24 protein-coding genes are annotated in these 25477 nt (G+C 37.1%); 3 read left to right on the plus strand and 21 right to left on the minus strand.

Translation table 11 applies throughout. The annotated features are described in order from the left end of the window. Positions 1-121: 121 nt before the first annotated feature. The 3 genes from N0O92_RS03070 to N0O92_RS03080 all read right to left on the minus strand — a co-directional run bounded on the left by N0O92_RS03070 (position 122) and on the right by N0O92_RS03080 (position 2553). Complete coding sequence (locus tag N0O92_RS03070) at positions 122-1354, minus strand: peptidoglycan recognition protein family protein (RefSeq protein WP_315613133.1); 1233 nt, start codon at positions 1352-1354, stop codon at positions 122-124. Positions 1355-1467: 113 nt separating this feature from the next. Further along, positions 1468-1920 carry a redoxin domain-containing protein gene (locus N0O92_RS03075; protein ID WP_315613134.1) on the minus strand — a complete coding sequence of 151 codons (453 nt, stop codon included), beginning with the start codon at positions 1918-1920 and terminating at the stop codon, positions 1468-1470. An 81-nt stretch (positions 1921-2001) separates the two neighbouring features. Further along, positions 2002-2553 (minus strand): peroxiredoxin, encoded by a 552-nt coding sequence (locus tag N0O92_RS03080; RefSeq protein WP_315613135.1) that lies wholly within the window; start codon positions 2551-2553, stop codon positions 2002-2004. A gap of 349 nt (positions 2554-2902) precedes the next feature. Between N0O92_RS03080 and N0O92_RS03085 the strand changes: the two genes are divergently transcribed. Beyond that, the gene (locus N0O92_RS03085; RefSeq protein ID WP_315613136.1) at positions 2903-3742 is read left to right on the plus strand and encodes a mechanosensitive ion channel family protein; all 840 of its coding nucleotides are present in this window, start codon (positions 2903-2905) and stop codon (positions 3740-3742) included. Positions 3743-3800: 58 nt separating this feature from the next. On the opposite strand, the gene N0O92_RS03090 is transcribed toward N0O92_RS03085, so the two are convergent. The 11 genes from N0O92_RS03090 to N0O92_RS03140 form a co-directional block, all read right to left on the minus strand. Then, positions 3801-4052 carry a YkuS family protein gene (locus N0O92_RS03090; protein ID WP_315613137.1) on the minus strand — a complete coding sequence of 84 codons (252 nt, stop codon included), beginning with the start codon at positions 4050-4052 and terminating at the stop codon, positions 3801-3803. Positions 4053-4201: 149 nt separating this feature from the next. Beyond that, positions 4202-5323 carry an N-acetyldiaminopimelate deacetylase gene (locus tag N0O92_RS03095; protein ID WP_315613138.1) on the minus strand — a complete coding sequence of 374 codons (1122 nt, stop codon included), beginning with the start codon at positions 5321-5323 and terminating at the stop codon, positions 4202-4204. After that, positions 5310-6533: an aspartate aminotransferase family protein gene (locus tag N0O92_RS03100; protein WP_315613139.1), complete on the minus strand. Its 1224-nt coding sequence runs from the start codon at positions 6531-6533 to the stop codon at positions 5310-5312. The genes N0O92_RS03095 and N0O92_RS03100 overlap by 14 nt, the downstream gene beginning before the upstream one ends. A gap of 83 nt (positions 6534-6616) precedes the next feature. Beyond that, positions 6617-7339, minus strand: a complete 723-nt coding sequence (dapD, locus tag N0O92_RS03105) for a 2,3,4,5-tetrahydropyridine-2,6-dicarboxylate N-acetyltransferase (protein WP_315613140.1) — start codon at positions 7337-7339, stop codon at positions 6617-6619. A 96-nt stretch (positions 7340-7435) separates the two neighbouring features. Further along, positions 7436-8332 (minus strand): AEC family transporter, encoded by an 897-nt coding sequence (locus N0O92_RS03110; RefSeq protein ID WP_315613141.1) that lies wholly within the window; start codon positions 8330-8332, stop codon positions 7436-7438. A 232-nt stretch (positions 8333-8564) separates the two neighbouring features. After that, positions 8565-9860, minus strand: a complete 1296-nt coding sequence (aceA, locus tag N0O92_RS03115) for an isocitrate lyase (protein WP_315613142.1) — start codon at positions 9858-9860, stop codon at positions 8565-8567. Between the two features lie 30 nt (positions 9861-9890). Further along, positions 9891-11489, minus strand: coding sequence for a malate synthase A (aceB, locus tag N0O92_RS03120; protein ID WP_315613143.1), 1599 nt, complete (start codon positions 11487-11489; stop codon positions 9891-9893). 213 nt (positions 11490-11702) lie between these two features. Then, positions 11703-12215 (minus strand): hypothetical protein, encoded by a 513-nt coding sequence (locus N0O92_RS03125; RefSeq protein ID WP_396334461.1) that lies wholly within the window; start codon positions 12213-12215, stop codon positions 11703-11705. Between the two features lie 175 nt (positions 12216-12390). Beyond that, complete coding sequence (locus N0O92_RS03130) at positions 12391-13890, minus strand: glycine betaine uptake BCCT transporter (protein WP_315613144.1); 1500 nt, start codon at positions 13888-13890, stop codon at positions 12391-12393. A gap of 85 nt (positions 13891-13975) precedes the next feature. Next, positions 13976-15109 carry a mechanosensitive ion channel family protein gene (locus N0O92_RS03135; RefSeq protein WP_315613145.1) on the minus strand — a complete coding sequence of 378 codons (1134 nt, stop codon included), beginning with the start codon at positions 15107-15109 and terminating at the stop codon, positions 13976-13978. A 144-nt stretch (positions 15110-15253) separates the two neighbouring features. Then, positions 15254-15535 carry a YtxH domain-containing protein gene (locus N0O92_RS03140; protein WP_315613146.1) on the minus strand — a complete coding sequence of 94 codons (282 nt, stop codon included), beginning with the start codon at positions 15533-15535 and terminating at the stop codon, positions 15254-15256. A 144-nt stretch (positions 15536-15679) separates the two neighbouring features. Here N0O92_RS03140 and N0O92_RS03145 point away from each other — a divergent pair, with 144 nt between their 5' ends. Continuing rightward, complete coding sequence (locus N0O92_RS03145) at positions 15680-15823, plus strand: hypothetical protein (RefSeq protein WP_315613147.1); 144 nt, start codon at positions 15680-15682, stop codon at positions 15821-15823. 66 nt (positions 15824-15889) lie between these two features. Here the strand turns inward: N0O92_RS03145 and N0O92_RS03150 are convergent, their stop codons facing one another. The 6 genes from N0O92_RS03150 to ku all read right to left on the minus strand — a co-directional run bounded on the left by N0O92_RS03150 (position 15890) and on the right by ku (position 22727). Continuing rightward, the gene (locus tag N0O92_RS03150; protein WP_315613148.1) at positions 15890-16129 is read right to left on the minus strand and encodes a YozQ family protein; all 240 of its coding nucleotides are present in this window, start codon (positions 16127-16129) and stop codon (positions 15890-15892) included. Between the two features lie 91 nt (positions 16130-16220). Then, on the minus strand, positions 16221-16364 hold the full coding sequence (locus N0O92_RS03155; protein WP_315613149.1) for a hypothetical protein: 144 nt from the start codon (positions 16362-16364) through the stop codon (positions 16221-16223). A gap of 73 nt (positions 16365-16437) precedes the next feature. Further along, entirely contained in the window at positions 16438-18021 is a 1584-nt protein-coding gene (locus tag N0O92_RS03160; protein ID WP_315613150.1) for a response regulator, read from the minus strand. A 12-nt stretch (positions 18022-18033) separates the two neighbouring features. After that, a complete protein-coding gene (locus N0O92_RS03165; RefSeq protein WP_315613151.1) occupies positions 18034-18897 on the minus strand; it encodes a CheR family methyltransferase in 864 nt (287 codons plus the stop codon). 28 nt (positions 18898-18925) lie between these two features. Further along, positions 18926-21655 (minus strand): ATP-binding protein, encoded by a 2730-nt coding sequence (locus tag N0O92_RS03170; RefSeq protein ID WP_315613152.1) that lies wholly within the window; start codon positions 21653-21655, stop codon positions 18926-18928. 205 nt (positions 21656-21860) lie between these two features. Next, the gene (gene ku, locus N0O92_RS03175) at positions 21861-22727 is read right to left on the minus strand and encodes a non-homologous end joining protein Ku (protein ID WP_315613153.1); all 867 of its coding nucleotides are present in this window, start codon (positions 22725-22727) and stop codon (positions 21861-21863) included. Between the two features lie 113 nt (positions 22728-22840). Here ku and N0O92_RS03180 point away from each other — a divergent pair, with 113 nt between their 5' ends. Further along, the gene (locus tag N0O92_RS03180; RefSeq protein ID WP_315613154.1) at positions 22841-24679 is read left to right on the plus strand and encodes a DNA ligase D; all 1839 of its coding nucleotides are present in this window, start codon (positions 22841-22843) and stop codon (positions 24677-24679) included. Positions 24680-24780: 101 nt separating this feature from the next. Here N0O92_RS03180 and N0O92_RS03185 read toward each other — a convergent pair whose 3' ends face one another. Then, the gene (locus tag N0O92_RS03185) at positions 24781-25455 is read right to left on the minus strand and encodes an NAD(P)H-dependent oxidoreductase (RefSeq protein ID WP_315613155.1); all 675 of its coding nucleotides are present in this window, start codon (positions 25453-25455) and stop codon (positions 24781-24783) included. Positions 25456-25477 lie beyond the last annotated feature (22 nt).

Below are 25477 nucleotides of genomic sequence, written 5' to 3' on the forward strand. Positions count from 1 at the left end.
TCCTCCTCTATACAATGTAAATCTCTTCTTACTATGAGACATCTCGTTCCCTCCTATTCACCAACTACCATAGGGTCAAAAAAAAGAGAACTACATTTGCAGTTCTCTTTCATTATTGAAATTAATTAAAAAGTCTTCTCCATGTTTGTGGACCAACTATTCCATCAACTGCAATAGACTCACCTCGTTGAAAATTCCGAACAGCTTGAGCTGTCAATGGTCCATAAATGCCATCGGCTGTCACACCTAGCGCTTGTTGGACTTGCTTCACATCAGTTCCCCTTATAAATGGAGTTTGCACAGACAAAAGTCGCTGATAACTAACTCCATTGGTCGCGTCAACTCGATCTAAAGCTCTCCATGTTTGCGGCCCAACTATTCCATCAACCGTTATTCGTTCCGTTCTTTGAAATTGCCTAACTCGTTCCTCTGTTTCGGGACCAAATAGTCCGTCAACTGTAGCTCCTACTTTTTGTTGAACTTCTTGAACATCTTCTCCTCGCATCATCGGTTGAATAAATCTGAGCATCCTTCTAGTTTCGCTGCGATACATTTCTTCACGTTCATCCGGTTCATCTGTTGGCGATCCATGTTCAGGCGGATCTGCTGTAGGCTCAAAATCTCGAAGTGCTTCCCGAGTTTGCGGGCCAACTATTCCATCAACAAGGATAGAAGCTGATCTTTGAAACCTCATCACGGCATCCGCTGTTTGACGTCCGAAAATTCCATCAATAGGGCCCGGAAGAAACCCAAGTTCATCTAATCGTTCTTGAAGCGCTCGAATATCGTCACCTTGATCCCCACGAGATAAAATAGAACGTTGTCTTACCCCAGCTACATAGGTAGGCGCAGGGGTTGGGCGCCCTGTTCTAGTGGCTCCTTCATCACGCAGCCAATTTCGAAAACTTTGCATACTAATAGAAGGACAAGGTTTCCATGAATAACCAGGAAACTCAATATGTCCCCAAACATTATCAACTGGGATATTCAATTCATCCATTAAATATCTAGTTAAATCTAGAGTTGCTCTTCTCTGAGCATCAGGCAATGATTGAGATCTAAAATCTCCGACCATACAGATCCCCACCGCATGACCATTGCTATTTCCGACATGATAACTGACAACTTCTAAATCATGACAGCGACTAATAGAACCATCTCTGCCAACAACATAGTGATAACCAATACCAGGCCAACCTAGTTCATTCACATGATACCTCGCAAACGCTTCAGCACTTCCTGAAGTTGTTGCACTATGATGGATAGCGATATTTCGGATAGCGCTTCTCGCTCTTCTCCGATATGATCTTGATCGGTTTGAAGCAAGCGAGTTTCTCTTATCAATTATGTTCATGGAAATCACCTCACTGTATATATATGTCGAGGTGGGCCATTGTGATGTATTGTCTAAACAAAAAGGGTATCCCTAAGATTACATTCCTCTTAAGAGATACCCGCACACTAGACTTATTCTTTAATACCTAACACACGATTTACACGTTTCGTTAGCATTTTCATACCACCACCACCGGCTTGAAAGTGCCGCAGTTGTCCTTCTTCGTCAAAAACATAATAAGCTGGAACATATTCATTTTCAAACGCATCCGTTATCTTATGTTGATTATCTACAATGATTGGCTGTGTGATGCCATGTTCTTCTGCAACTGTTTTGATTTCTTCTAGATCTAAATCTTTCTCAGAACGAGGCATATGGACCGCTACTACATGTAGCTGATCTTTATATAATTCACGGAATTCATTTACGCTCGGCATAGCTTCTTTACACAACCCACAACTAATCGACCAGAAATGAAATAAAGTTGGCTTACCCCCTAGCAGATCATTTTTAGATACTTCTTTGTTTAACCAAGTTGTCGCACCATCTAATTCTGGCATTTGAGATCTTAGTTTTAACGCCATCGGAATTCCTCCTTAAAGTTTTTTACATTCTATTAGAATAAAAAAGGCCTAACATTACTGCTAGACCTTTTCGCTTATCTGTTACACGTTTAATGTTTTTTGGCCAGGTTTCCAGTTAGCAGGACAAAGACCACCCGTTTGAAGTGCTTGAAGTACACGAAGTGTTTCGTCTACATCTCGACCAATATTATTATGATTAACAACAGAGTACATTAATTCGCCTTCTGGGCTAATAATAAAGAGTCCCCGAAGCGCTACCCCTTCTTCTTCTATAAGCACCCCATATTCACGAGAAACGACGTGATTTGTATCCGCTGCAAGTGGATAACTTAAGTCACCAAGACCATTTTCATCACGCGGTGTATTGATCCATGCTTTGTGAGTATGAATCGTATCAGTTGAAACACCAATCACTTCTGCATCTAAGTCTTCAAACTCGTCATATCGATCACTTAGAGAAGTAATTTCTGTAGGACATACAAAAGTGAAGTCCATTGGATAGAAATAAAGAACCGTCCACTTATCATTCTTCATATTTTCTTCTAAACTTACTTTTGCAAATTCTTTGTTTGGCATCACTGCATCCATTTCAAAACGAGGAGCTTGTTTGGCAACCATACGCTTGTCTGTCATATGTAAAACCTCCGTTAACAAAGTATTTTCCTATATAGCCGTAATTATAAAAGAAGCATTTTTACTAGTCAATATTATTTAAGAATAGATACAATTTAGAATGTTAGCTTCTTTTACATCACACCATTTATAGTATGCCCACCGTCAGCGCTTGTAACCAACTTCCTAAAATAATTATACCATCTTTTACCACATCGGGCGAATTACTACTATAGTCCCTATCAATTCTGCTAATTTGAGTAGGATGTTTTTTTATGCTACGATGTTTTTTTACTATCAATAGTTGTTTGAAAGAAAGAGAAACCGGGAATAGCTTTGATAGAGACATATAATGTTTAGGAGTGATAAGATGGAACAATGGCTTAACCAGCTTACAGAAGGGACATTTCTTGTTGGGTTGGTTACAATTATCGGTCAAATCGTATTAGCCATATTGGCATTTTTGATCGCACGTTCAATTGGGAAAAGAGTGATACAAGGTAGTTTTTCAAAAATGGAATCTCAAAAGGGGATGTCTGTTGGTCGTGTAAAGACATTGGAGAAATTATCTGTTAATGCCTTTTCATATGTACTTATATTTGTATTTATTACGATTTTAATTAGTATTTTTGGACTTGATGCCACTGGATTAATCGCTGGTGCTGGTGTGGTTGGACTAGCAATCGGTTTCGGTGCACAAGGGTTGGTCAGCGACGTCGTTACCGGTTTTTTTATCTTATTAGAGAAACAAATAGACGTAGGTGATTATGTCACTGCCGGTGGTGTTGACGGTATAGTTGAAGAAGTAGGATTACGTAATGTCCAAATTAGAGGGTTCGATGGAACTCTGCATTATATTCCTAATAGAGGAATTAGCAATGTAAGCAACCATTCACGTGGCAATATGAGAGCACTTGTTGATATGAGCATTTCGTATAATGACAACATTGATGAAGCGATGGCTGTTCTTCAAGCTGCTTGTGATAAAATAGCAACAGAAGACGACACAATTAAAGAAGGTCCTAATGTTGTCGGTGTACAAGGTCTAGGTGATTCAGATGTAGTCATTCGCATTATTGCCAAGACAGAAAACATGGAACAATGGGCCGTTGAAAGAAAACTACGAAAAGTGTTAAAAGAAGCACTTGATGCTAATAATATTGAAATTCCTTTTCCACATCAAGTTTTTATTGAGAAGAAAGAACAGTAGTCAAAGTTTAAACTCCAGAAATAAGGGAGGCTGATGATAACATCAGCCTCCCTTCCTTTTATTGTTGATGACCCATTTTTTCCTCAACTACTTGGCAAACTTGCTGAGCTGTCATTCCGTGTGCATTGATGACTGACCCTTGAATGGCAGCATCTTGAATCCCCATTACGTTTTGATCTTGACCTGTAATGACACAACAGTCACAACCTTGAGCATCCTGTTCTTGTTTTAACTGCACAACATCATAACCCTTTGATTGTAACTCTTGTTGTACGTCTGTAAGCGACTGTTCCACACCAATTTTCGGCATATTTTCGTACCTCCACTAATTAAATGTTTACTACATTGCAATACTTAAACTTCCCAATATATTGGTAACTATGCACGAAATTTCATTTTTTTCTAGTTCAAGGCCCAAAAAAGCTCTTATCATCAAGAGACAGATAAGAGCTTTTTGATTTACCTTTGTAAATAGTCTATAAGCGTTTCGACAGCAAAAGATATAGCCTTCTCGTCCGGCTCAAGTCTTGCATCATGCAAACCGTACTTGCTGTCTACCCCAAGCCAAAACATAAAGCCAGGTATTTCTTCTAAGAAATAACCAAAGTCTTCTCCTGTCATAGCTTCATCACTTTGAACAAAGTTTACTGACTCTTGCTTTTGTAAAAATTCAATAAAATCAAGAGTCACTTCCTCATGATTATAAACCTGACAATAGTTTGATCCGTAATCAATAGAAATGGCACAATCAAACCCCACTTCTATCCCTTTCGTTAATGCTTCAATTCGTTTTTTGATTAGGTTCATCGTTTCAATTGAACGCGTCCGAATGGTTCCTTCAATTACAGCTGACTCAGCTATAATATTCTGTTTTGTCCCACCTTTAATTACTCCAATCGTAACGACCCCCGCATCTAACGGATTGACATTCCTTGCTACAATTGTTTGCAATTGGGTAACAAGATGACTTGCAGCAACAACCATATCATTAGCCGTGTGAGGATAAGCTGCATGCCCCCCTTTCCCCTTTAACGATACAAACAGTTCGGATGTATTCGCAAATAGCATTCCGGTTTTTGTCGCTATCGTTCCAACAGGAAGTTCGGGTGCAATGTGTAGAGCTATCATTTGATCAGGTTTCCACTTCTGAAACACCTCTGCTTCTAACATTGGTTTTGCTCCACCTGGTCCTTCTTCTGCTGGTTGGAAAATAAACAACTGATTATACTTTGGCTGTTGGTAGGCAAAGTGTGACAGTACTCCTAATGCAATTGTCATGTGAAAATCATGTCCACATGCATGCATGGATCCCTCATGAATAGACCTAAAATCAGTATAGGAAGTTTGTTCAACAATAGGTAATCCATCAATATCTGCCCGATATCCAATTGTTTTCGATGAATTTTCCCCTTTGACGTGAACTAAAATGCCTGTCTTCCATTTTTCAATTGTTAAAAATTCCTGTGGCAGCTCTTCAATTTTCTGTAAGAGATAGTGCTGTGTTTTAACCTCTTCATAACCCAATTCAGGAATTCGATGTAAATCACGACGAATCTGTATCAACTTCTCAACTGATAACATTAGAGTCCACCTTACTCTTACTAAGTAGTTTCTCTTCAAATGCTTCAATAAAAGTTCGAACCTCTTCACTAGTTAATGTTAAAGGTGGTAATAAGCGAATAATGGTCTGCTGAGTTACATCCACCATAATTCCCTCATTTAGCAACTGATGTTGGATTTCTTTCACTACTGCGGCCTCTAGATTCATAACAATACCTAACATCATTCCTTTGCCTCGAACATCCAGAATCGCATCAGGAAATTTACGTTGTAACTCTTTTACAGCCTTATGCAATTGGTCAGCAATTTGAGTCCCTGCTCTAAGCTGTTCTTTTTCCATTAATACATCAATCACTGCATTTCCTAATGCTGCACTTAATGGAGAGGGACCAAACGTGGTACCATGGTCACCAGGCTTAAATAAATGAGAATATTGCTCCGCTACAATAATCCCTCCAAGTGGAAGACCTCCCCCAATTCCTTTTGCAAATAAAATCACATCTGGTTTAATCTGTGCGTGTTGATAAGCAAAAAATGCCCCTGTCCGTCCAACCCCTGTTTGGATCTCGTCCATACAGCAAAGAACACCATATTCTTTACAAAGTTTAGAAACGCTTTGTAAATACTCTTCTTCTAGCGTCACAATTCCACCTGATCCTAAAATAGGTTCTAAAATGATCGCTGCTGGTTTTTTTGTTTCGTATAGGTCCTTTAAAGCCTGAACATTATGTGGTTCAACTTCGTATACTGGTGTGTCAGTTACAGGAAAATCTTGATAAACTCCTTTTTGCCTTGTTAACTTCAAAGCTCCAAGGGTTCTCCCATGAAAACTTTTCTCTAATACGACAACACCTGAACGTTCTTCTTTTTGTTCTTTTGACCATTTATGAATAAGTTTCAAAGCTGCTTCAGTCGCTTCGGCCCCTGAGTTAGCGAAAAACACCTTTCCTTTTATTGAATGGTTGATTAACTTTTCTGCAAGAGTTATTGCTGGTTTGTTATAGAAATAATTTGAAACATGAAGGAATTTAGAAGCTTGCTCTTCTAGTGCTTTGGCAACAATAGGGTGAGAATGCCCTAAAATATTTACAGCTAATCCGGTAAACAAATCTAAATACTTCTTCCCATTTTCATCATATAAATAGTTTCCCTCTCCGCGATCGATAACGATCGGGAGACGCCCATATGTAGACATAATGACTTCTTTGTCACGTTCAATCCAATTCGACACGTTCGGATCCCCTTTCGCTCTAAGTACGGAAAGAGCTTTGCTGAAAGGAAAGTTCCTAACAACAAAGCTGCTTGTCCACTCATTTATCTATCTTCATTTAATCGACGAAGTTCTTGCTTAATTTCTGTTTTTCCTTTTGTCTTCTCATCAATTTCTTTAATCACACGTGCTGGTGTCCCAGCAACAACCGTGTTAGGAGGAACATCTTCCGTAACAATCGCTCCAGCTGCTACAACTGCTCCTTTTCCAACCGTTACACCTTCTAAAATAACACAATTTGCTCCAACAACTACATCATCTTCAACAACTACAGGCTTAGCAGAAGGTGGCTCAATAACTCCAGCTAAAACGGAACCAGCACCGATGTGACAGTTCTTCCCTACTGTTGCACGTCCTCCTAACACTACATTCATGTCAATCATTGTACCTTCTCCAATGACAGAACCAATGTTAATGCTTGCTCCCATCATAATTACGGCGTTATTACCAATTTCCACTTGATCACGAATAACAGCACCTGGCTCAATACGAGCTTGAATGTTCTTCATATCAAGTAGTGGAATCGCCGAATTACGACGGTCGTTTTCAACAACGTAGTCCTCAATTTTCGCTTCATTTTCTTTTAAAACTGGTTCGATCGCACTCCACTCACCGAATAAAACACCAACTGAACCTGTAATAAATGCTTTTGTATCAGCTCCAAAATTTAAGCCTTCTAAATCACCTTTAATATGTACTTTTACTGGTGTCTTCTTCTCACTTTTAGAGATAAACTGAATAATCTCATTTGCATCCATCATTTTCATTTTTTATGCCTCCTACTATTTAAAACAATCTCTTCATTATGATAAAGATTCCAAACAAAAAAAGCAATGATAAAAGACTTCTTTTCCGACAAATCTTTACCCTAATATAATCAACAACAAGGTTAATGTTATCACGCTAATAATTGTAGAAACTAATGTAACACTTGACACAAGTTTAGGATGCGCATCAAATTGAACAGCATACATGACTATCGTTGCGGCAGAAGGCATCGCAGCTGAAACAATTAATACTTTGGCCATTAGAGGATCCATTGGTAGTAAAAGGGTGATCCCGTATGCAATAGCCGGAGAGAGAAGCAACCGAATAACAGTTGAATAGATAACCTTGCCCCATTCAAAACCACCCCACGGAATTCTAGCTAACTGCATGCCTAAAATAATCATAACTGTTGGAATGGCTGCTTCAGCAATAATATCCACCGTTACTAAAAGGTTGTCGGGCAAAGAAATTGAAGTCAACTTTAAAAAAAGCCCTACTACAACAGCATATGTTGCCGGCATTTTAAAGACTTCTTTCACTGCAACCCCAAACCCAGCTTTTCCTTTAGCAGCATAATAGACACCGAAACAATTCATAATAATCGATTGTAACACTAGGAACATAACAGCATAAGCGAAGGCTTGCTCCCCGTATGCAAACAAGATAATAGGGGCCCCGTAATTCCCTGCGTTCATAAAAGCAGTTGAAAGAATCATTCCACTTTCCATCGATTGATTATAATTCATGATTTTCGCATAAACCTTATTTATAATAATAAGACTCATTAGTAGAATAATAGAAAAAATGACCATATAAAATGATTGAATATCTAGATTTGAACTATAAAATGTCCGAAAAACTAAACATGGCGTCATAATATAGATTGCAACAGTTGATACAGGCTTTATATCAATTTTTTTCCACTTCTGGACTGTGAATCCAATGATAAAAACAAAAAAAACAGGTAACACCACTTGTATAAAAATCTCCATACGACCCTCTCCAACTCTAAACACCTAAAATATGTATTGTTTTATTATACTCCTCATTCGTTCGAGTTGAATAGAGCTTATAAGTATTTCCCCGGCAAGAATCTTGGAAAACACCGAAGTATTTCAATAAATCGACAGAGTTCAATTGTGTTGTATCAATTTTTTATTTTATCCACCTGTAATATAACAGACTCTACAAATAAATGTAGAGTCTGTTATCAAAAACATCCAGTTATCCTTGCTTTTGAAACTGCGCTTCCTCCGTAGAGCCTTTTAAAGCAGTGGTAGATGATGTTCCCCCCGATACCACTTGAGAAATTTCATCAAAATAACCTGTTCCGACTTCACGCTGATGACGCGTGGCTGTATATCCCTTCGCCTCACTTGCAAACTCAGCCTGTTGCAATTCCGAATAAGCACCCATACCGCGGTTTTTATATCCTTGTGCAAGCTCAAACATGCTATGATTAAGAGCATGGAATCCTGCAAGTGTAACGAACTGAAATTTATAACCCATTTTGCCTAATTCTACTTGATACGTTTCAATGGTTTCTTTGTCGAGGTTTGCTTCCCAGTTAAATGAAGGCGAACAGTTATACGCTAGCATTTTTCCAGGGAATTTCTCATGAATCGCTTCAGCAAATTGTCTAGCCTCTTCTAATGATGGCTTAGAAGTTTCGCACCAAATTAAATCGGCATATGGTGCATAAGCCAAACCTCTGGCAATCGCTTGATCAATTCCAGCATTTGTACGATAAAATCCTTCAGGTGTGCGTTCACCCGTGATAAAAGGTTGATCTGCTGGATCGATATCACTTGTAATTAGATCAGCTGCATCAGCATCCGTTCGAGCAATAATGATCGTCGGAACTCCACTTACATCCGCTGCTAGCCTTGCAGCTGTTAAGTTTCGAATAGCTGTTTGAGTCGGAATTAACACCTTTCCACCTAAATGACCACATTTTTTCTCCGATGCAAGTTGATCTTCAAAATGTACTCCAGCTGCGCCAGATTCAATCATTCCTTTCATCAACTCAAACACATTTAATTGACCACCAAAACCCGCTTCGGCATCTGCGACAATCGGCGCAAAATAATCAATATCACCCTCACCTTCCATATGTTGGATTTGGTCAGCCCTTTGTAAGGCTTGATTGATTCGCTTTACCACACTAGGAACACTATTGGCTGGATACAAGCTTTGGTCCGGATACATTTGACCAGCAAGGTTGGCATCAGCTGCAACTTGCCAGCCACTCAGGTAAATTGCTTTTAAGCCTGCTTTCACTTGTTGAACAGCTTGATTTCCAGTTAACGCTCCTAATGCATTCACATAATCTTCTTCGTTTATTAACTTCCACAGCTTTTCTGCCCCTCTTTTAGCAAGAGTATGTTCCACCTGTACAGAACCCCTTAAACGAATAACATCGTCAGCTGAATACGGTCTTTCGATCCCATTCCACCTTATATCGTCTGCCCACTTTTTCTCTAATTGTCTAATCTCCATTTGTCTTGATTCAGTATTCATTTTCATCGCTCCTATTCTCATATTTTTTTATTAATGTAATAGTTGATATCCAGGTAACGTTAAAAACTCTTCAAATTTGTCTTGTTCGATTAATATAGTAAACAGATTGGTTGCTTCAACAAACCTTCCACGATTAAACCTCTCTTTTCCTAACTGTAATTGCAACGCCTCCATTTCTTCATCAATGATTTGTTTAACAAGGCCTAGCGTAATATCAATTCCGTTTTCCAAAACCCCCTTTGGGTGCCTAATCCATTGCCAAACTTGAGCCCGAGAAATTTCAGCTGTAGCTGCATCTTCCATTAAACTACGAATAGGTGCGGCTCCATTTCCATTCAACCAAGATTCAATATACTGTATTCCTACGCTAATATTTATTCGAAGACCTTCTTCTGTAATTGACCCTATAGGTACTTCGATTAATTCGTCTGCCGTAACTTTAATATCTTCTCTCTTTTTGTGTATTTGATTAGGTGTTGGCATGTATTGATTGAACACTTCTTTCGCTACCGGTACTAAAGCCGGGTGAGCTACCCACGTTCCATCATGGCCATCACGAGCTTCCCTCTCTTTGTCGAGCCGAACTTTTTCAAATGCCTCAGCATTTTTTTGCTCATCGTTTTTCACTGGAATTTGAGCTGCCATCCCTCCAATAGCTGGGGCATTTCTTCGGTGACAAGTTTTAATGGTTAATAGTGAATAGGCCCTCATAAATGGTGTCGTCATCGTTACTTGACCACGGTCAGGTAGGATAACATCAGGATGATTGCGGAAGCGTTTTAAATAGCTAAATATATAATCCCAACGTCCACAGTTCAAACCTGCTGAATGCTCACGAAGCTCATACAATATTTCATCCATTTCAAAGGATGCTAGAATGGTTTCAATCAAAACCGTTGCTTTTATCGTCCCTCTTGGGATAGCTAGTTGTTGCTGCGCCCAAATAAAGACATCATTCCATAATCGAGCTTCAAGGTGACTTTCCATTTTTGGTAAATAAAAGTAAGGTCCTGTTCCTCTCTTGAGTAGCTCTGCTGCATTGTGATACATGTATAGACCAAAATCTACCAGACTTGCAGAAACAGGTTCTCCATCTAATAAAATATTTTTTTCTACTAGATGCCACCCACGTGGCCTAACTACTAATGTTGCTGTCTCCTTGCCTAGAACATATCGTTTCCCAGTTTTTTCATTTTCGAAAGATATGGTTCTTCGTATCGCATCTCGTAAGTTCACTTGTCCTTGTATTGTATTTTTCCAAGTTGGAGCATTAGCGTCTTCAAAGTCAGCCATAAAAACATGCGCACCTGAGTTTAAAGCATTAATAACCATTTTTCGCTCAACTGGTCCTGTTATTTCTACTCGACGATCTTGTAAATCTTTTGGTAGCGGATTGATCGTCCAATCACTTTCTCTAATGTGCTCTGTAGATTCGAGAAAGTTTGGCATCAACCCTTTGTCGATTTCCTCTTGCCTAGTTACTCTTCGTTTTAATAATTCCTTCCTACGTTTTTCAAATGATCGACATAAGCCTTCTACAAAAGCTAAAGCTTGCGGAGTTAAAATTTCTTTACTACTTTGATCCTCTGGACCAGCTAATCGTAATCCTTGCTTTGTTTCTTGACTCACAATCAATCTCCCCCTTCCACCTTCTGTATTAATACAGTTTGTAACTTATGATGTTATAATATAACAGTTAAGTGGTTTCCGCAACCACTTTTTTCTATTTTTCTAAATTTTCTTTTGCCTATTTGTGAGTTCCTATAAAAAAAGCTAATGAGAAGGTTAGAAAATACCTTCTTCATTAGCTTTTTTGGAAACGTATTACATAACGCCTAATTATTATTGTTTTCGTAACCAAGCGTAGGACAACAATCCTTCTTCTGATTCTGCCTCAAACATGAGATGATACTCATCTAAATCATAAATAAACATCCAATATCCATCCATTTCGTTCATCTCACTTTGATCTGGTGTTCCTAGCTGTCTTCTCATTTCATCACTTGAGATTTGATGCGTTTGTATATCAATGGCAATCGCAACACTTCGATTTGTATCCGGACTAATAAAAAAAGTAGCTTCTTTATACTCCCAGAACTCACCGCCTTCATAATTCCCTTTTATACTAGGTTCACCGAACTGTTCAATTATTTCTTCAGCACTTTGATCGACCTTCACATCAATGGGAGAAAAAATACCATTATAACCTTTTTCAATCCAGCTAAATGTTAAAAAAGAGCTACTCATAGCTTCTGTAGAAAGTTGCGTATCATCTTCCGACTTCAGTTGCTCACCCGATACTTGTCCGCAACTTACTAACACCAATACTAGTAAGCAGAGCCATACCATTCTCAAGCAATCACCCACTTTCATCATCTACTATTTAGAGCCTTGACGAATAAGAAATAACTTAACCATATTAACTATATGTAAAATAAAAAAAGGAATGACTCTTCTCTTATCTTCTTAAAAAGAAAATAAGAAAGTCATTCCTCCATGAAACGAAAAAAGTTAATTGTTTTTCTATTTTTCACCTTTCTTTACGTGGCTTTCTAAATCCTGCAACTTCCATTTTGAACGTTTTTAAAATGCCTACACTCATCACTAGAAGGACAATGGTTAATGGAAAAGCACTTACAATAATGGCAGTTTGAAGGGCTTGTAGGCCTCCAGATGCCATTAACACAATGGCGGATGCAGAAAGGATTAACCCCCAAGAAATTTTAATCCAATTAGCTGGATCTATATCTCCTTCTGTCGTTTGCATCCCTAAAACAAATGTAGCTGAATCTGCCGATGTTATAAAAAATGTCGTAATTAATAAAACGGTTATGACTGACAAAAAGCCTCCAAAAGGTAAATGCTCATAAACGAAAAACAACCCTGTTTCTAAGCTTTGACCTGCTACATCAATTCCTTGTAGAAGATCAAGGTTGATTCCCGTGCCACCAAATACACAGAACCAAAAAGCACAAACAAGGGTAGGAACGACTAACACTGCAATCGTAAACTCACGAATGGTACGCCCTTTAGAAACTCTAGCAATAAACATCCCAACAAAAGGCGACCATGAAATCCACCATGCCCAATAAAAAATGGTCCATCCTTGCGTCCAAGCTGCTCTTTGTTCATCGAAAGGAAAAATCCGCAACCCCATTTGTGGCAAATTTTGAATATATTCCCCTAGTGTATGAGTAAATAAATTTAATAAAAATAAAGTTGGTCCTAGAATTACCATTGCAATAAGTAAAAGTGTAGCTAAGACCATATTCGTATTACTTAAATATTTAATCCCACGTTTGATTCCTGTACTTGCCGATAAAATAAACAAAACCGTAATAATTAAGATAATAATTAATTGAACCGTAAAGTTAACAGGGATTCCGATTAAATAGCCAAGCCCTGCATTAATTTGTTGAGCGCCCAATCCAAGGGAGGCACAGACCCCAAATATAGTTGCAAATACAGAAATAATATCAATGGTATATCCAATAGGCCCTTTCACACGATCACCTAGAATTGGCTGGAGTGTTGCACTCATTAAACCTGGTGCATCTTTACGAAATTTAAAATAGGCTAATGCTAACGCAACCACGGCATAGATGGCCCAAGCATGAAACCCCCAATGTAAATACGTGTATCTAAGAGCAAGCAAAGCGGATGCCTCTGTACTTCCTTCACCCGTTGGAGGTGCTGCATAGTGAGATACTGGTTCAGAAACACCATAAAACAACAGCCCAATCCCCATTCCCGCACTAAACAACATCGCAAACCACGTTGCTCGGTTAAAATCAGGTTTATCCGTATCTTTCCCTAACTTAATTCTCCCATATTTGCTAAAGATTAGAATTAATGAAAAAACAAGAAAAAACGATGCAGCTAAGTTGTAAAACCAACCAAATGAATTTAAGAAAAAGGCTTGTGCCACTCCCATGATATTCCCTAGTTGTTCTGGAAATAACGCTCCCCAAATAACAAAAATAAGGGCTATAGCAACAGAGATCTTGTAAGTAACTGTAAGATTTTTCATCTTTTCCCCCTCCTTTCAAACACTTCTCTCCTTGTTATCTTGCAACAAAACCTTTGTTATTATTTATGAAACGACAAAAGAGAGCTTAGCTTTCGCTTGAGCTCTCTTTCATCATTGTTTGCATATTTTCAGTCGTAACTTCATTATTTTCCATATAAATACTTCTGCTTGGAAATGCAACAGAAACATTTTCCTCTTCTAAAATCTTCAAAATTTCAAAATTAATTTCTTCTTTAATACGAAACCATTCCGCCCATACAATTGTTTTTGTAAAGAAGTATACAAAAATATCTAAGCTTGAATTGTTAAACTCACTGAATCGAACCATAATTAAATCTTGATCAACTTCGTCATGAGATCGAAGCACCGATTCGATCCTTCTTGCACAACGCTCTACCTTATCCTTAGGTGTGGAGTACGTTACACCAAGGGAAAATGACACACGACGTTTCCCCATCTCTGACCAGTTTGTAATTGGTTCATTTGCTAACGTCGAATTCGGAATGGTTACAATTGAATCAGAAAAAGTTCGTATTTGTGTACTACGGAAGTTAATATCTTCTACTACCCCTTCAACAGATGGTGTTTGTATCCAATCGCCTTTTGAAAAAGGCTTCTCTGTTATAATGATCACTCCACCAAAGAAATTCCCAATTGTATCTTGCGCAGCTAAAGCAAAGGCGAGACCACCTAATCCTAAACCAGCAATAAATCCGCTAATTTCATAGCCCCACTCGCTTGCGACAACAACAATGATGAGTGCAATGATCGCAAAACGTAAAATTTTAGATACAAAAGGAACCAGCATGCTGTGCTCATCTATATCGACATTTCGAGCCAATTTAATTAAACCCATTGAATATTCAGACGTGTAATTATACAAGCCCCAGCCAATCAAAATAATGATTATCGATCGATAAAGATGTTCAACAAATTCAATTGTTGTAAAATGAAAAGGCAAGTATACTAAAGCTAAATATGTACCAAGAACAATCCAAAAAGCTCGAAGTGGCTTTTCAAATGACAGTAAAATATTTGTAAATAATTCCGTTGGTGTTTTACGGAATGTAGCTAAAACGAGTTTAAAGATATATTTTGTAAATATTTTTCGAAACAATAGAAAAACAGAAAAAATGGCTACTGCAATACCAATGTCAGTCCATTCTAACCGTTCTAATGAGCGTACAAAAACATCCCATCTCCAACTATCTATCTCCATCTAAATCCCACCTTTTTCAAGTAGTATTTTATCATAGCTAGGACAAGATGGTACAGAAAACAATATGTATAATCGTCAAATTCTTTGTCCAACCATTGAGAAAAAGCAACTATATGATCATATAGCTGCTTTTCTCTTTCATTTTTATTGTTTGCTCTCTTCGTCACTCGTATATTTTCCTTCTTGATCTTGTGATGTTTCAGATCTAGAATCAACGACATCACCAAAATTAGCCCATTCTTTTCCTAATTCCAGTAACGTATTCGAAACCATTCCCTCGTTTTGATTCACTTTATTACTCAGGTCTTTTCTTAACATTTGTCCACGCTCACTATTCATAAACAGAACGCTCGCTGCCCCAATTGCTCCACCAACGATCGAAGTTGCCATATAACGTGATGCGGATGGTTTCGACTTTCTAAACATCAAGAATCCCTCCTAAACATCTATTCCTTCTTACTGTTACACAATTGATGATTCTTATTCTTAAATAACTAGTTCTTTTTTTATAAGTAATTCACCTGTTGCTGTGATACACTACTTAGAAGAAATCGTAAGGAGGAATGGGAATTGAGTCTCAAGTCTACCATCTATAAAGTTTTGCGGATTTGGAACGACATAGACGCTGTCAGAAAAGGAACAGTCGGAAAGAGAATAGGTCGACGTATTACAGGTCGAGCGTCTGGAAAAGCAATAAGAAAAATTTTTAAATAGAAACAATAGTAAAAAGGTGTGCCAATAAGTCTTAACTTGACCATTTGGCACACCTTCTTTGGAGTTTTACTTTTCTTTAAAAACATCTTTCTCATAACCATCTTTAGGAAGATCGATGTCTTGTCCTTCATAGTTATCAATTTGACCGTCAATCGTACCTTCTACATAGGAATCACTTACTTGTTCATGCGTCATTGCTAATCCCTGCTCAACTTCTTCTGAACTTTTATAATCAGAAGGCTGATATGAATTTTCTGCAACTTCCTCAGACGACTTTACGGAATTCTTTTCCTTTTTGTTTGCCAACATAAACCCCTCCTTTTTCTTACTTATTATTCGTTTTATTGAAGCGAATTATGATGAGAAATTTATGGGCATTTTCAGGAAATGAATCATTTTATGTTTTAGGATTAATGTTTCTAATTTTATTTGACTTTTGTATCATCCATTTCATAAACAGCCTTTCATTGTCATCTGTTTTTCTCGTTAATTTCTTTTCGATCGAGCGTCGTAATTTTGGATATTTCACATCTCCAACCATTCATTTTACCTCCTATACAAAAGGTGTTTCTGGTTTAATACCCATTTTACTACAAAGTGAAACATAATAAGAGTTAATTACTAACTTTCACTACTTTATCATTTGTTAACTGAAATGAGATAAGAAAGGATGTACCTTTTTCACTTGTTTGAATATCGATATGAGCTGAATGGCGTGAAGCAATACTGTAACAAATGGCTAATCCAAGACCAGTTCCTTGATCTTTCGTCGTAAAGAACGGCGTTCCCAACTGTTCTAACACTTCTTGCTTGATTCCTGGGCCATTATCAGTGATTTCCAAAATAACCGTCTCATCATTTTGAGAATATGTTTTTAAAATTAATGTTCCACCAGCATCCATGGCTTCTAGTCCATTAAGACCAATATTCAATATTAATTGTCTAATTTCTTTTTCATCTAACCATAATTCTGGACAGTCCGTTAACTCTAATAAGACTATTTTATTTTTCATCATTGCTTCTGCTCTTAGTAAAGGATGCAAGGTTTTTACAATCGAATTGAGGTCTTTTTTTCTCCTATTATTTGCTTTATCTTTTGCTAACGTCAGAAACTCTGTAATGATTCCATTCGCTCGATTTAATTCATCTATCATTAAATTTATGTACTCTTGCGGTTGAGCAACATGATTCTCATTTTTAGCTAACTGTAAAAAGCCTAATACTGTCGTCATCGGATTTCTTATTTCATGAGCAATACCAGCCGCCATTTCTCCAACCAAATTCAAACGATCTAAACGTGACACTTCCTTTTCTAATTTGACCATTTCCGTAATATCCGTAATCGTACTGATCAGACAAGGTTCTCCATTAATTGTTGCCGTTTCAGTCGAAAGTAACCCTTCACGCCTATTTTGATCTCGTGTTACATATGTAATTTCTTGATTATAAATATCGGCTTGTAAGTCTGCTATTTCATTACTAGAAGTTTTGTCCTTGGAAGCCGGTGATAAATTTAGCACATCATCATTAAGGTCAGCTAACTCATGTAATTCGTATCCAGTAAATGTCACCCAACTTTTATTGACATCAACATAACGGTTGTCAATCAACGAACGGATCGCCATTAAATTAGGACTAAATTGAAAAATTTTCTGAAATCTTTCATGCGAGATTTTCAGCTCTTCGTTCGCACTCGTAAGCTCCACTGTTTTCTCATTTATGATAGTCTCTAAATTATTTTGCTTTCGTTGTAACTCCTGAGACTGAAGTTCTAATTGTTTATTTCTTCTCTCAATTTCTTTTTGATTTCGGTATATCTGAACAAATGCTTCGACTTTGCTTCTTAAGACTACTGGATTAAACGGTTTAAAAATATAATCAATAGCTCCAGTTAAATAACCAGTTGATACGTGTTCATTCGCTTTACTTAATGCCGTTACAAAAATAATCGGAATATGATTTGAACTATGTCGTTGTTTGATAATTTCAGCCGTTTCAAATCCATTTAATCCTGGCATTTGAACATCTAATAAGATAACAGCAAAATCATATTGTAATACTTGTTTTAGAGCTTCTTCCCCTGAATTTGCTCCTACTAATAGGTAGTCATCAGAGTCTAAGACTGCTTCTAAAGCCATAAGGTTTTCTGGTCGATCGTCAACCATAAGGATGGCAACCTTGTCATGAGCAGACATCATTTTTATACCTCTCTATTTCACTTTGACTTTTTTATATATTTTTTCTGAGGAGTTAACCTCTTCATATAATTCCACTGAATGGTACATGTTTAACGACTCTTTTGCACCAAGCCCTAAATATCCTTCTTTCGTTAAACTGTTATAGAAAAGATCATACACCCTATTGGTCAATGTTTGATTAAAGTAAATCAATACATTTCTACACAAGATCATGTGAAATTCATTAAAAGAATGGTCTGTAACTAAATTATGATGAGCAAAGACGATATTTTTTTTAAGAAAGGAATGAAGAACGACATGTTGATCTTCCACATTATAATATTCAGAAAACTCCTTCCTTCCACCTGCTTGTTGGTAATTTCTCGTATATAACTGCATACGTTCAAGCGATACTTTTCCCGCCTTTGCCTTGTCCAATATTTCTTCATCCATATCTGTTGCATATATTTTTGTCTTCTCATATAGTCCTTCTTCATACAAGAGAATCGCCATTGAATAGACTTCCTCACCTGATGAACAGCCAGCATGCCAAATCCGAATGAAAGGGAGTTCCCTTAATACGGGAACAACCTCATTACGAAATGTTTTGAAAAAACTCGGATCACGAAACATCTCTGTCACATTAATTGAAAAATCACGTAGCAGTTGTCTCATAAGCTCAGGTTGATAGAGAACTTTTGATTGAAACTCGGAAATGGTTTTAACATTCTCGATTTGAGCACGGTACCAAATTCTTCTTTTAATAGAAGAATACGCATAGTTACGAAAATCATAACCATATACTTGGTAGATTCCTTCTAGAAACAATTCTATTTCTATTCTTTCTATTTCGTTTTCCCTCTCCACCTGAGTGTGACCTTCAGATAAATAAATCATCAGCTCTCACCCTCTCTCTATAAAACTCCTATTTATGGAGCCAAACTTTCATCAATGATAGGAGTTGTTCCATATTTACTGGTTTACTAATGTAGTCCGAAGCTCCTGCCCTTATGCATTTTTCCCGGTCATTTTTCATTGCTTTTGCTGTTAATGCCAAAATAGGTAAATCAGCCCATTCCTTATTTTTTCTTATCTCTTCCATAGCTTCATATCCATTCATTTCCGGCATCATAATATCCATTAGAACAATGTCAATGTTCGGTTGATCTTGTAACGTTTCAAGTGCCTCTATTCCATTTTCAGCAAAGAGCACAGTCATGTTTTGCATTTCTAGTGCAGCTGTTAAAGAAAATACATTACGCATATCGTCATCTACAATCAGGACGGTTTTATTTTGTAGTTTTTCTTCCGTTCTCTCTTGATCAGCCGTTTTGTATGAATGGCTAATCTCTACAATATCTGGTTCTACTTTACTTTCATCTAACGGGACATCTTGATCAAGTGCACTTGCAACCTCAGGTAAAACAGTTTGATGAACGTGAGGCTCACCTTGATAATCAGGTAGGTGTAAAGTAAAAGTACTTCCTTTTCCTTCCGTACTTTCAACTTCAATATAACCTCCCAATAACTCTGAAAGTTCCCTGCTAATGGACAACCCTAGACCTGTACCTCCGTATTTACGAGTGATGGTACCATCTTCTTGATAAAAAGCATCAAAAATACTTTGTTGTTTCTCAAGACTAATTCCAATTCCTGTATCAATAACCGAGAAAACGACTTTAATCCCATCTTCCTCTTTGCCATCTTTAATATGCAATTCAACTTGTCCTTCGTCCGTGAACTTAAAGGCATTTGACAGCAGATTTTTTAATATTTGCTTCAGTCGTTGATCATCTGTACACACTATTGTAGGAGAAGAACGATCAACTAAGATTGTTAGATCAATGCCTTTTTGAGAAGATATCGGTGCGAATTGCCTTTCAACAAACGCTTTAATATCACCTATTAATACTTCTTCCGGATAAACATCTACTTTTCCTGATTCAATTTTAGACAAATCTAAAATATCGTTAATAAGCTCCAATAAATCTTGTCCTGAAGAGTAGATCGTACTCGCATAATCAACCTGTTTTTCTGAAAGATTGCCAGTTGAATTCTCTGCTAGCATTTGCGACAAAATTAACATGCTGTTTAAGGGAGTACGCAATTCATGAGACATATTAGCTAAAAACTCCGATTTATACCTAGACCCAAGTTTTATATTTCGATTTTTCTCTTCTAAATCCTTTTTGATTAATTCAAGCTCTTGCTTCTTCTCATCAGATTGTTTAAATTGCTCGTGTAATTGCTCATTAATTAAACGTAATTCTTCCTGTTGTTGTTGAAGTTCTTCTGATTGTGTTTGCAATTCTTCTGATTGTGTTTGTGACTCGGCAAGGAGCTCTTCGATTTTCATGTGGTCGAGAATTCGCTCAATACTTGATCCAGAAGATTGACTTAACTGCTCCAATATTCTAATTTCAGCATCTGAAAAAGGCTCGAATTTTGCAAGTTCGATGACTCCTAGTATTTCCCCTTCAAATTCAATTGGCAAAAGAATAAGAGAAGTCGGCGCCGCTTCTCCTAACCCCGATCTTGTCGAAATATATCCCTTTGGTAAATGATCAAGAATCATTCGCTTTTTATCGGCCGCACATTGACCTACTAATCCTTGTCCTAAATGAAACTTGTCAATTCCAACTTCATTATCAATTCCAGCGTATGAAGCAAATTTCGATAATGTATTGCCTTCCTCTTTAATATAAATAGCCCCGTATGTCGCACCTACAAATTGAGAGACATTTGTAAGAAGGACTTTGCCAAATTCATGTAACTCGTTAATGCCTTGAAACTTCATAGCAATTTCAGCATATCTAGATTTAATCCAGTTTTCCTCTTTTAAAGAGTTTGCGAATTGTTTCTCTTGACTTGAAATTTTTTCTAACGACTCAGCCATCGCATTATATGCAATCGCAATATCAGCAATCTCATCCCTTGTTGTTACTTCAATTCTTGGTAATTCTTCTATCGAATGTTCATTCACACTCGTGATAACTTTCCTAACACTATTAATGCTAGAATTAATACCTTTAATAAGGGAATATGTAATAACAACGATAATGACAAGTGCAACAATCGTTAGGATAACTAAATATCTGATCGCACTTTCATATGCTTCTTCTGATCTAGATAATCTTTCTAACATGGAAGCCTGTTCTTCTTCTACAAATAAGTCTACTTCCGTAATCATATTTCTTCTTAAATCTTGGTTTTCTTTTAATAGAAAGTTTCTAGCTTCATTATAATCCTCACTAATAACAAGGGAAACAACCGTTTGGATCATATCATTATAGGCAGTACTCAAATGTTGCATTGAAGACGTTGATGTCTCAAACCCCTCACCAAACGTACTCATTTGTTGAAGAATATCCAATATGTATAGTTGGTTTTCTTGAGCTTCATTTATATTCGAGATTGTCTCATTGATTAAAGGATCTCCCTGTTCGAGTAATAAAAGCTCTCTTGACTCGCGTGCAATAATACTCACTTCATTTTTAAATGACTCTGCTAGCATGACTCTTTGATGATCTTCTGTCACTATTCCGCGCATATATTCATTTTGTTGTGTTAACGAGTAAAATACCGTTACGCTTAAAATAATAATAATGACTAGTATGGAGCCAAGTCCCATAGTGAGTTTTGTTATTAACTTCATCGTATATAAAATCCTTCCCTACTACCATTTTGGTTATAACTACTAGTTTACTATACAAATCTATGTAGTTCTACCGTAAGATAAGGTTTGAGCATACAATTCCCTTATATCCTATTGGAATAAAACTATCCAAACAAAATGCCTATTGCACCTAAAAAAAGGTACCGAAAAGGGCGCTGTATTGCCCTTTTTTGTACCTTCTTTTTTATGCATTTTTGCGCGCAGTTGTCGCTTTTTCGGTCGTAGCTTTTTTTGTCACTGGCGCCTTCCTTTTTCTTGTCGTTGTTTTTTTTGTTTTCGTTTTATCAAGTGATGCCTGAAGTGCTGACATTAAGTCAGTCACGTTAGAAGCAGCTGCAGGTTCTTTTTCTGTAGCTGTAACAGTTTCTTTGCCGTTTTTCTTTTCTTCAATTAATTCCATTAACGCGGTTCGATATTCGTCTGTATATTTCTCCGGTTCAAAAGTTGTAGTTAATTGCTCAACAAGCATTAATGCTGTATCAAGTTCCTTTTGTTCCACTAATTGTTCAGCGGGAACGTTTGGTACATCTTGTACATTCCTAACTTCATCTGGAAAATGAATGGTCTCCATTAACAATGTATCCTTATAAACACGTACGACAGCTAGCTGTTCCTTCGATCTGATTATAATCTTCGCAATCCCAATCTTTTCTGATTCTGTTAGTGCTTTTCTCAACAATGAATACGCTTTGGCACCCCCATTATCAGGTGCAATAAAATAACTTTTTTCAAAGAAAATAGGATCAATCTCTTCCAATTTCACAAAATCAATAATTTCTACTGCTTTATCTTCGTTCTCTTTCTTTAATTTCTCAAGATCATCATCATCTAGTACAACGAATTTATTTTTTGCATATTCATACGCTTTTACGATATCATCATTTGTTACCTCTTTATCACACCCAGGACACACTTTTTGATAACTAATGGGTGTATGACATTCCTTGTGTATTTGTCGTAATTTAATGTCTTTATTTTCTGTTGCTGTGTGTAGCTTTATTGGAATATTTACAAGTCCGAAACTTATACTTCCTTTCCAAACTGTGTGCATCGTGTTCCACCTACTTTTTTTCTTAATGTGCAAGTTTTTAGCTTTGATTATGTATGGTTCTTACAATTTTGTTACAGCTTAATAACTAACCGCATGACAAAGTAGGTGAAACTGTGAAACCAATGCTCTTATCTCCTTCCACAGATATACCAGTTGGGAAAGGGTGGATTTACGAAGGAAAGTATGATGGCTTCCGCTGTCTCTTACACTGGGATGAAGAAACACCACAACTCATCAGTAGGAACGGTAACAACTTAAATCTCCAGTTTCCAGAAGTGATTCAATACTGTAAGGATATTTATCCAAAAATTAAAGCACATTTGCCTCTTTCTTTAGACGGAGAAATTGTTTATTTAAAAAACAATTATCAAAGTGATTTTTCTCATGTTCAAATTCGGGGACGGATGAAAAATGAAACTAGTATCGCAAAACATGCCAAAGAATTCCCTTGTCATTTTATTGCTTTTGATAGTATGAAACTTACTGGCAACGATCTAACAAATCATTCTTTAACGAAAAGAAAAAAGGCACTCCAAGCTTTTTTCAGTAAGGAAGGATTGCCAACTTCAGTTGATTACCAGAATAGAAACCGACTACAATTAATTGAAGTTTTCCAAGATCCAAACGAATTATGGAGGAAAATCGTTTCAAGCAACGGAGAAGGAGTTGTGGCTAAAAAATCATCTAGTTATTGGGAGGAAGCAAAACGAACAACCAATTGGCTTAAAATAAAGAATTACCGTTATATATCTGTTTTGCTAACGAAATACGATAAGAGCAATGGATACTTTCATGGCTCCATCTATAAAGAAACGACTCTCATGGAAATTGTCATTTTCCGTCATGGATTAACAGAAGAAGAGGAACAAACATTACTTACGTTTTTCCAAAATAATGGAACAAAAAAAGCAAATAATATATGGGAGTTGCCACCATCCATTTGCGTAGATATTGCCTGTATTGATTTTGACGGAAAACAATTGCGCGAACCCCGTTTTCATGCCTTTAATTTCAATCAGGAACCTCGAGATTGCACATGGAAACTGATGCAAAGGCAATTGAATCCTATCTTAGAGACCATTACCATTACAAGCCCGGATAAGCCTATTTGGCCTGTTATTGATATAACAAAAGATGATTATTTATTATACTTGCAAAAAGTAGCTCCACACCTTTTACCATTCCTACATGAACGTCTATTGACTGTTATTAGATATCCTCATGGATCCGATAGTGAGAGTTTTTATCAAAAACATTGTCCTGATTATGCACCTGATTTTATCGAGACTGAACAGGTAGAAGACATTAATTATATTGTTTGTAACAACATCGAAACACTCTTATGGTTAGGAAATCAACTTGCTCTTGAGTTACATATTCCATTTCAAACACGTAAAACGTCTCAACCATCAGAAATCGTTTTTGATTTGGACCCGCCATCTGTTAACGAATTTTCTTTAGCAATCATTGCAGCTAAGCAAATGAAGACCATTTTTGATCAATTTAAGTTACAATCCTTCATAAAAACATCAGGGGGAAAAGGGTTACAAGTATATATCCCCTTACCGGATAATCGTTTTTCGTATGAGCAGACACGTGTGTTTACACAGTTTGTTTGTCAGTTTTTATGCGAACAACAACCAAACTTATTTACGACAGAACGACTCAAAAAAAATCGGAACAATAAATTATATCTTGATTATATTCAACATGATGAAGGTAAAACGATAATTGCGCCTTTTTCGACGAGGGGGAGTGAAAAAGGACTTGTTGCCACCCCATTATTCTGGGATGAGGTCGTAGACTCGTTAACGCCTGACTTATTCACCATCCCAGCTGTAATAGAACGAATTGAAAAGAAACCTAACCCTTTTGCTTCCTTTCGTAAAGTGGATAATGAAGAACCTTTCACGACCATTCTTTCAAAACTAAACGATTTGATTAAATCTTAATGTCCATCACTATGAAGCAATAAAGAAAGGGTACTTGATTTAAGCTCTTTTGCCTTCTCAAGTACCCTTACGTTCAACTTTTCCCTTACTAGTTAACTGATTCATTTCACCCATGAAACGATATCATCAAGATTTTTTCTTGTTTTCGGTCGTGGGTCATCCTTTCTATAACCGAAAGCTGCCATGACAGATACATCAAAATGACCATTTTCTAACAAACCTTGCTCTTCTAAAAAATCATGAACAAGACGATGATTAAAACCTTCAATTGGACAAGAATCAATCCCTATTTGGGCAGCGGCACTTAACATATTCCCTAATGCGATATAGGTTTGTTTACAAGACCAATCAAAAATTGTACGTTCATTATCCAACACGCCAAATTTCTCTTGAAAGTTTTGGTACCTTGCAGGAAGCTCTTTCACAACCTCTTCTGGAGCATTTTTCACGGTTCTAAAATGATTAGTTATGTACTCAGAATCATATCTGACATCTTTACTCGTCCGAGCTAAGATAATAACAAAATGACTAGCTGTTGGTAATTGACCACCTGCTCCCCAGGCTATTTCTTTTAATTTCTTTCTGAGCTCCGTATTTTGTAAGACGACAAACTTCCAAGGCTCTAAGCCGATAGAACTTGGAGATAGCCTTCCTGCTTCTAAAATGAATTGAAAATCGTCATCAGAAATGACCTTTGTTTCATCAAATACTTTCGTTGCATGCCTAAACTGAAACGCATCTAGGATTTGTTTTTTTATTCCTTCTTTTTCAAGCATCAAATCTCTCCTCTTTTCAATT

Origin of the sequence: Alkalihalobacillus sp. MEB130, assembly GCF_032335535.1 — a bacterium.
GTDB lineage: Bacteria > Bacillota > Bacilli > Bacillales > Bacillaceae_D > Halalkalibacter.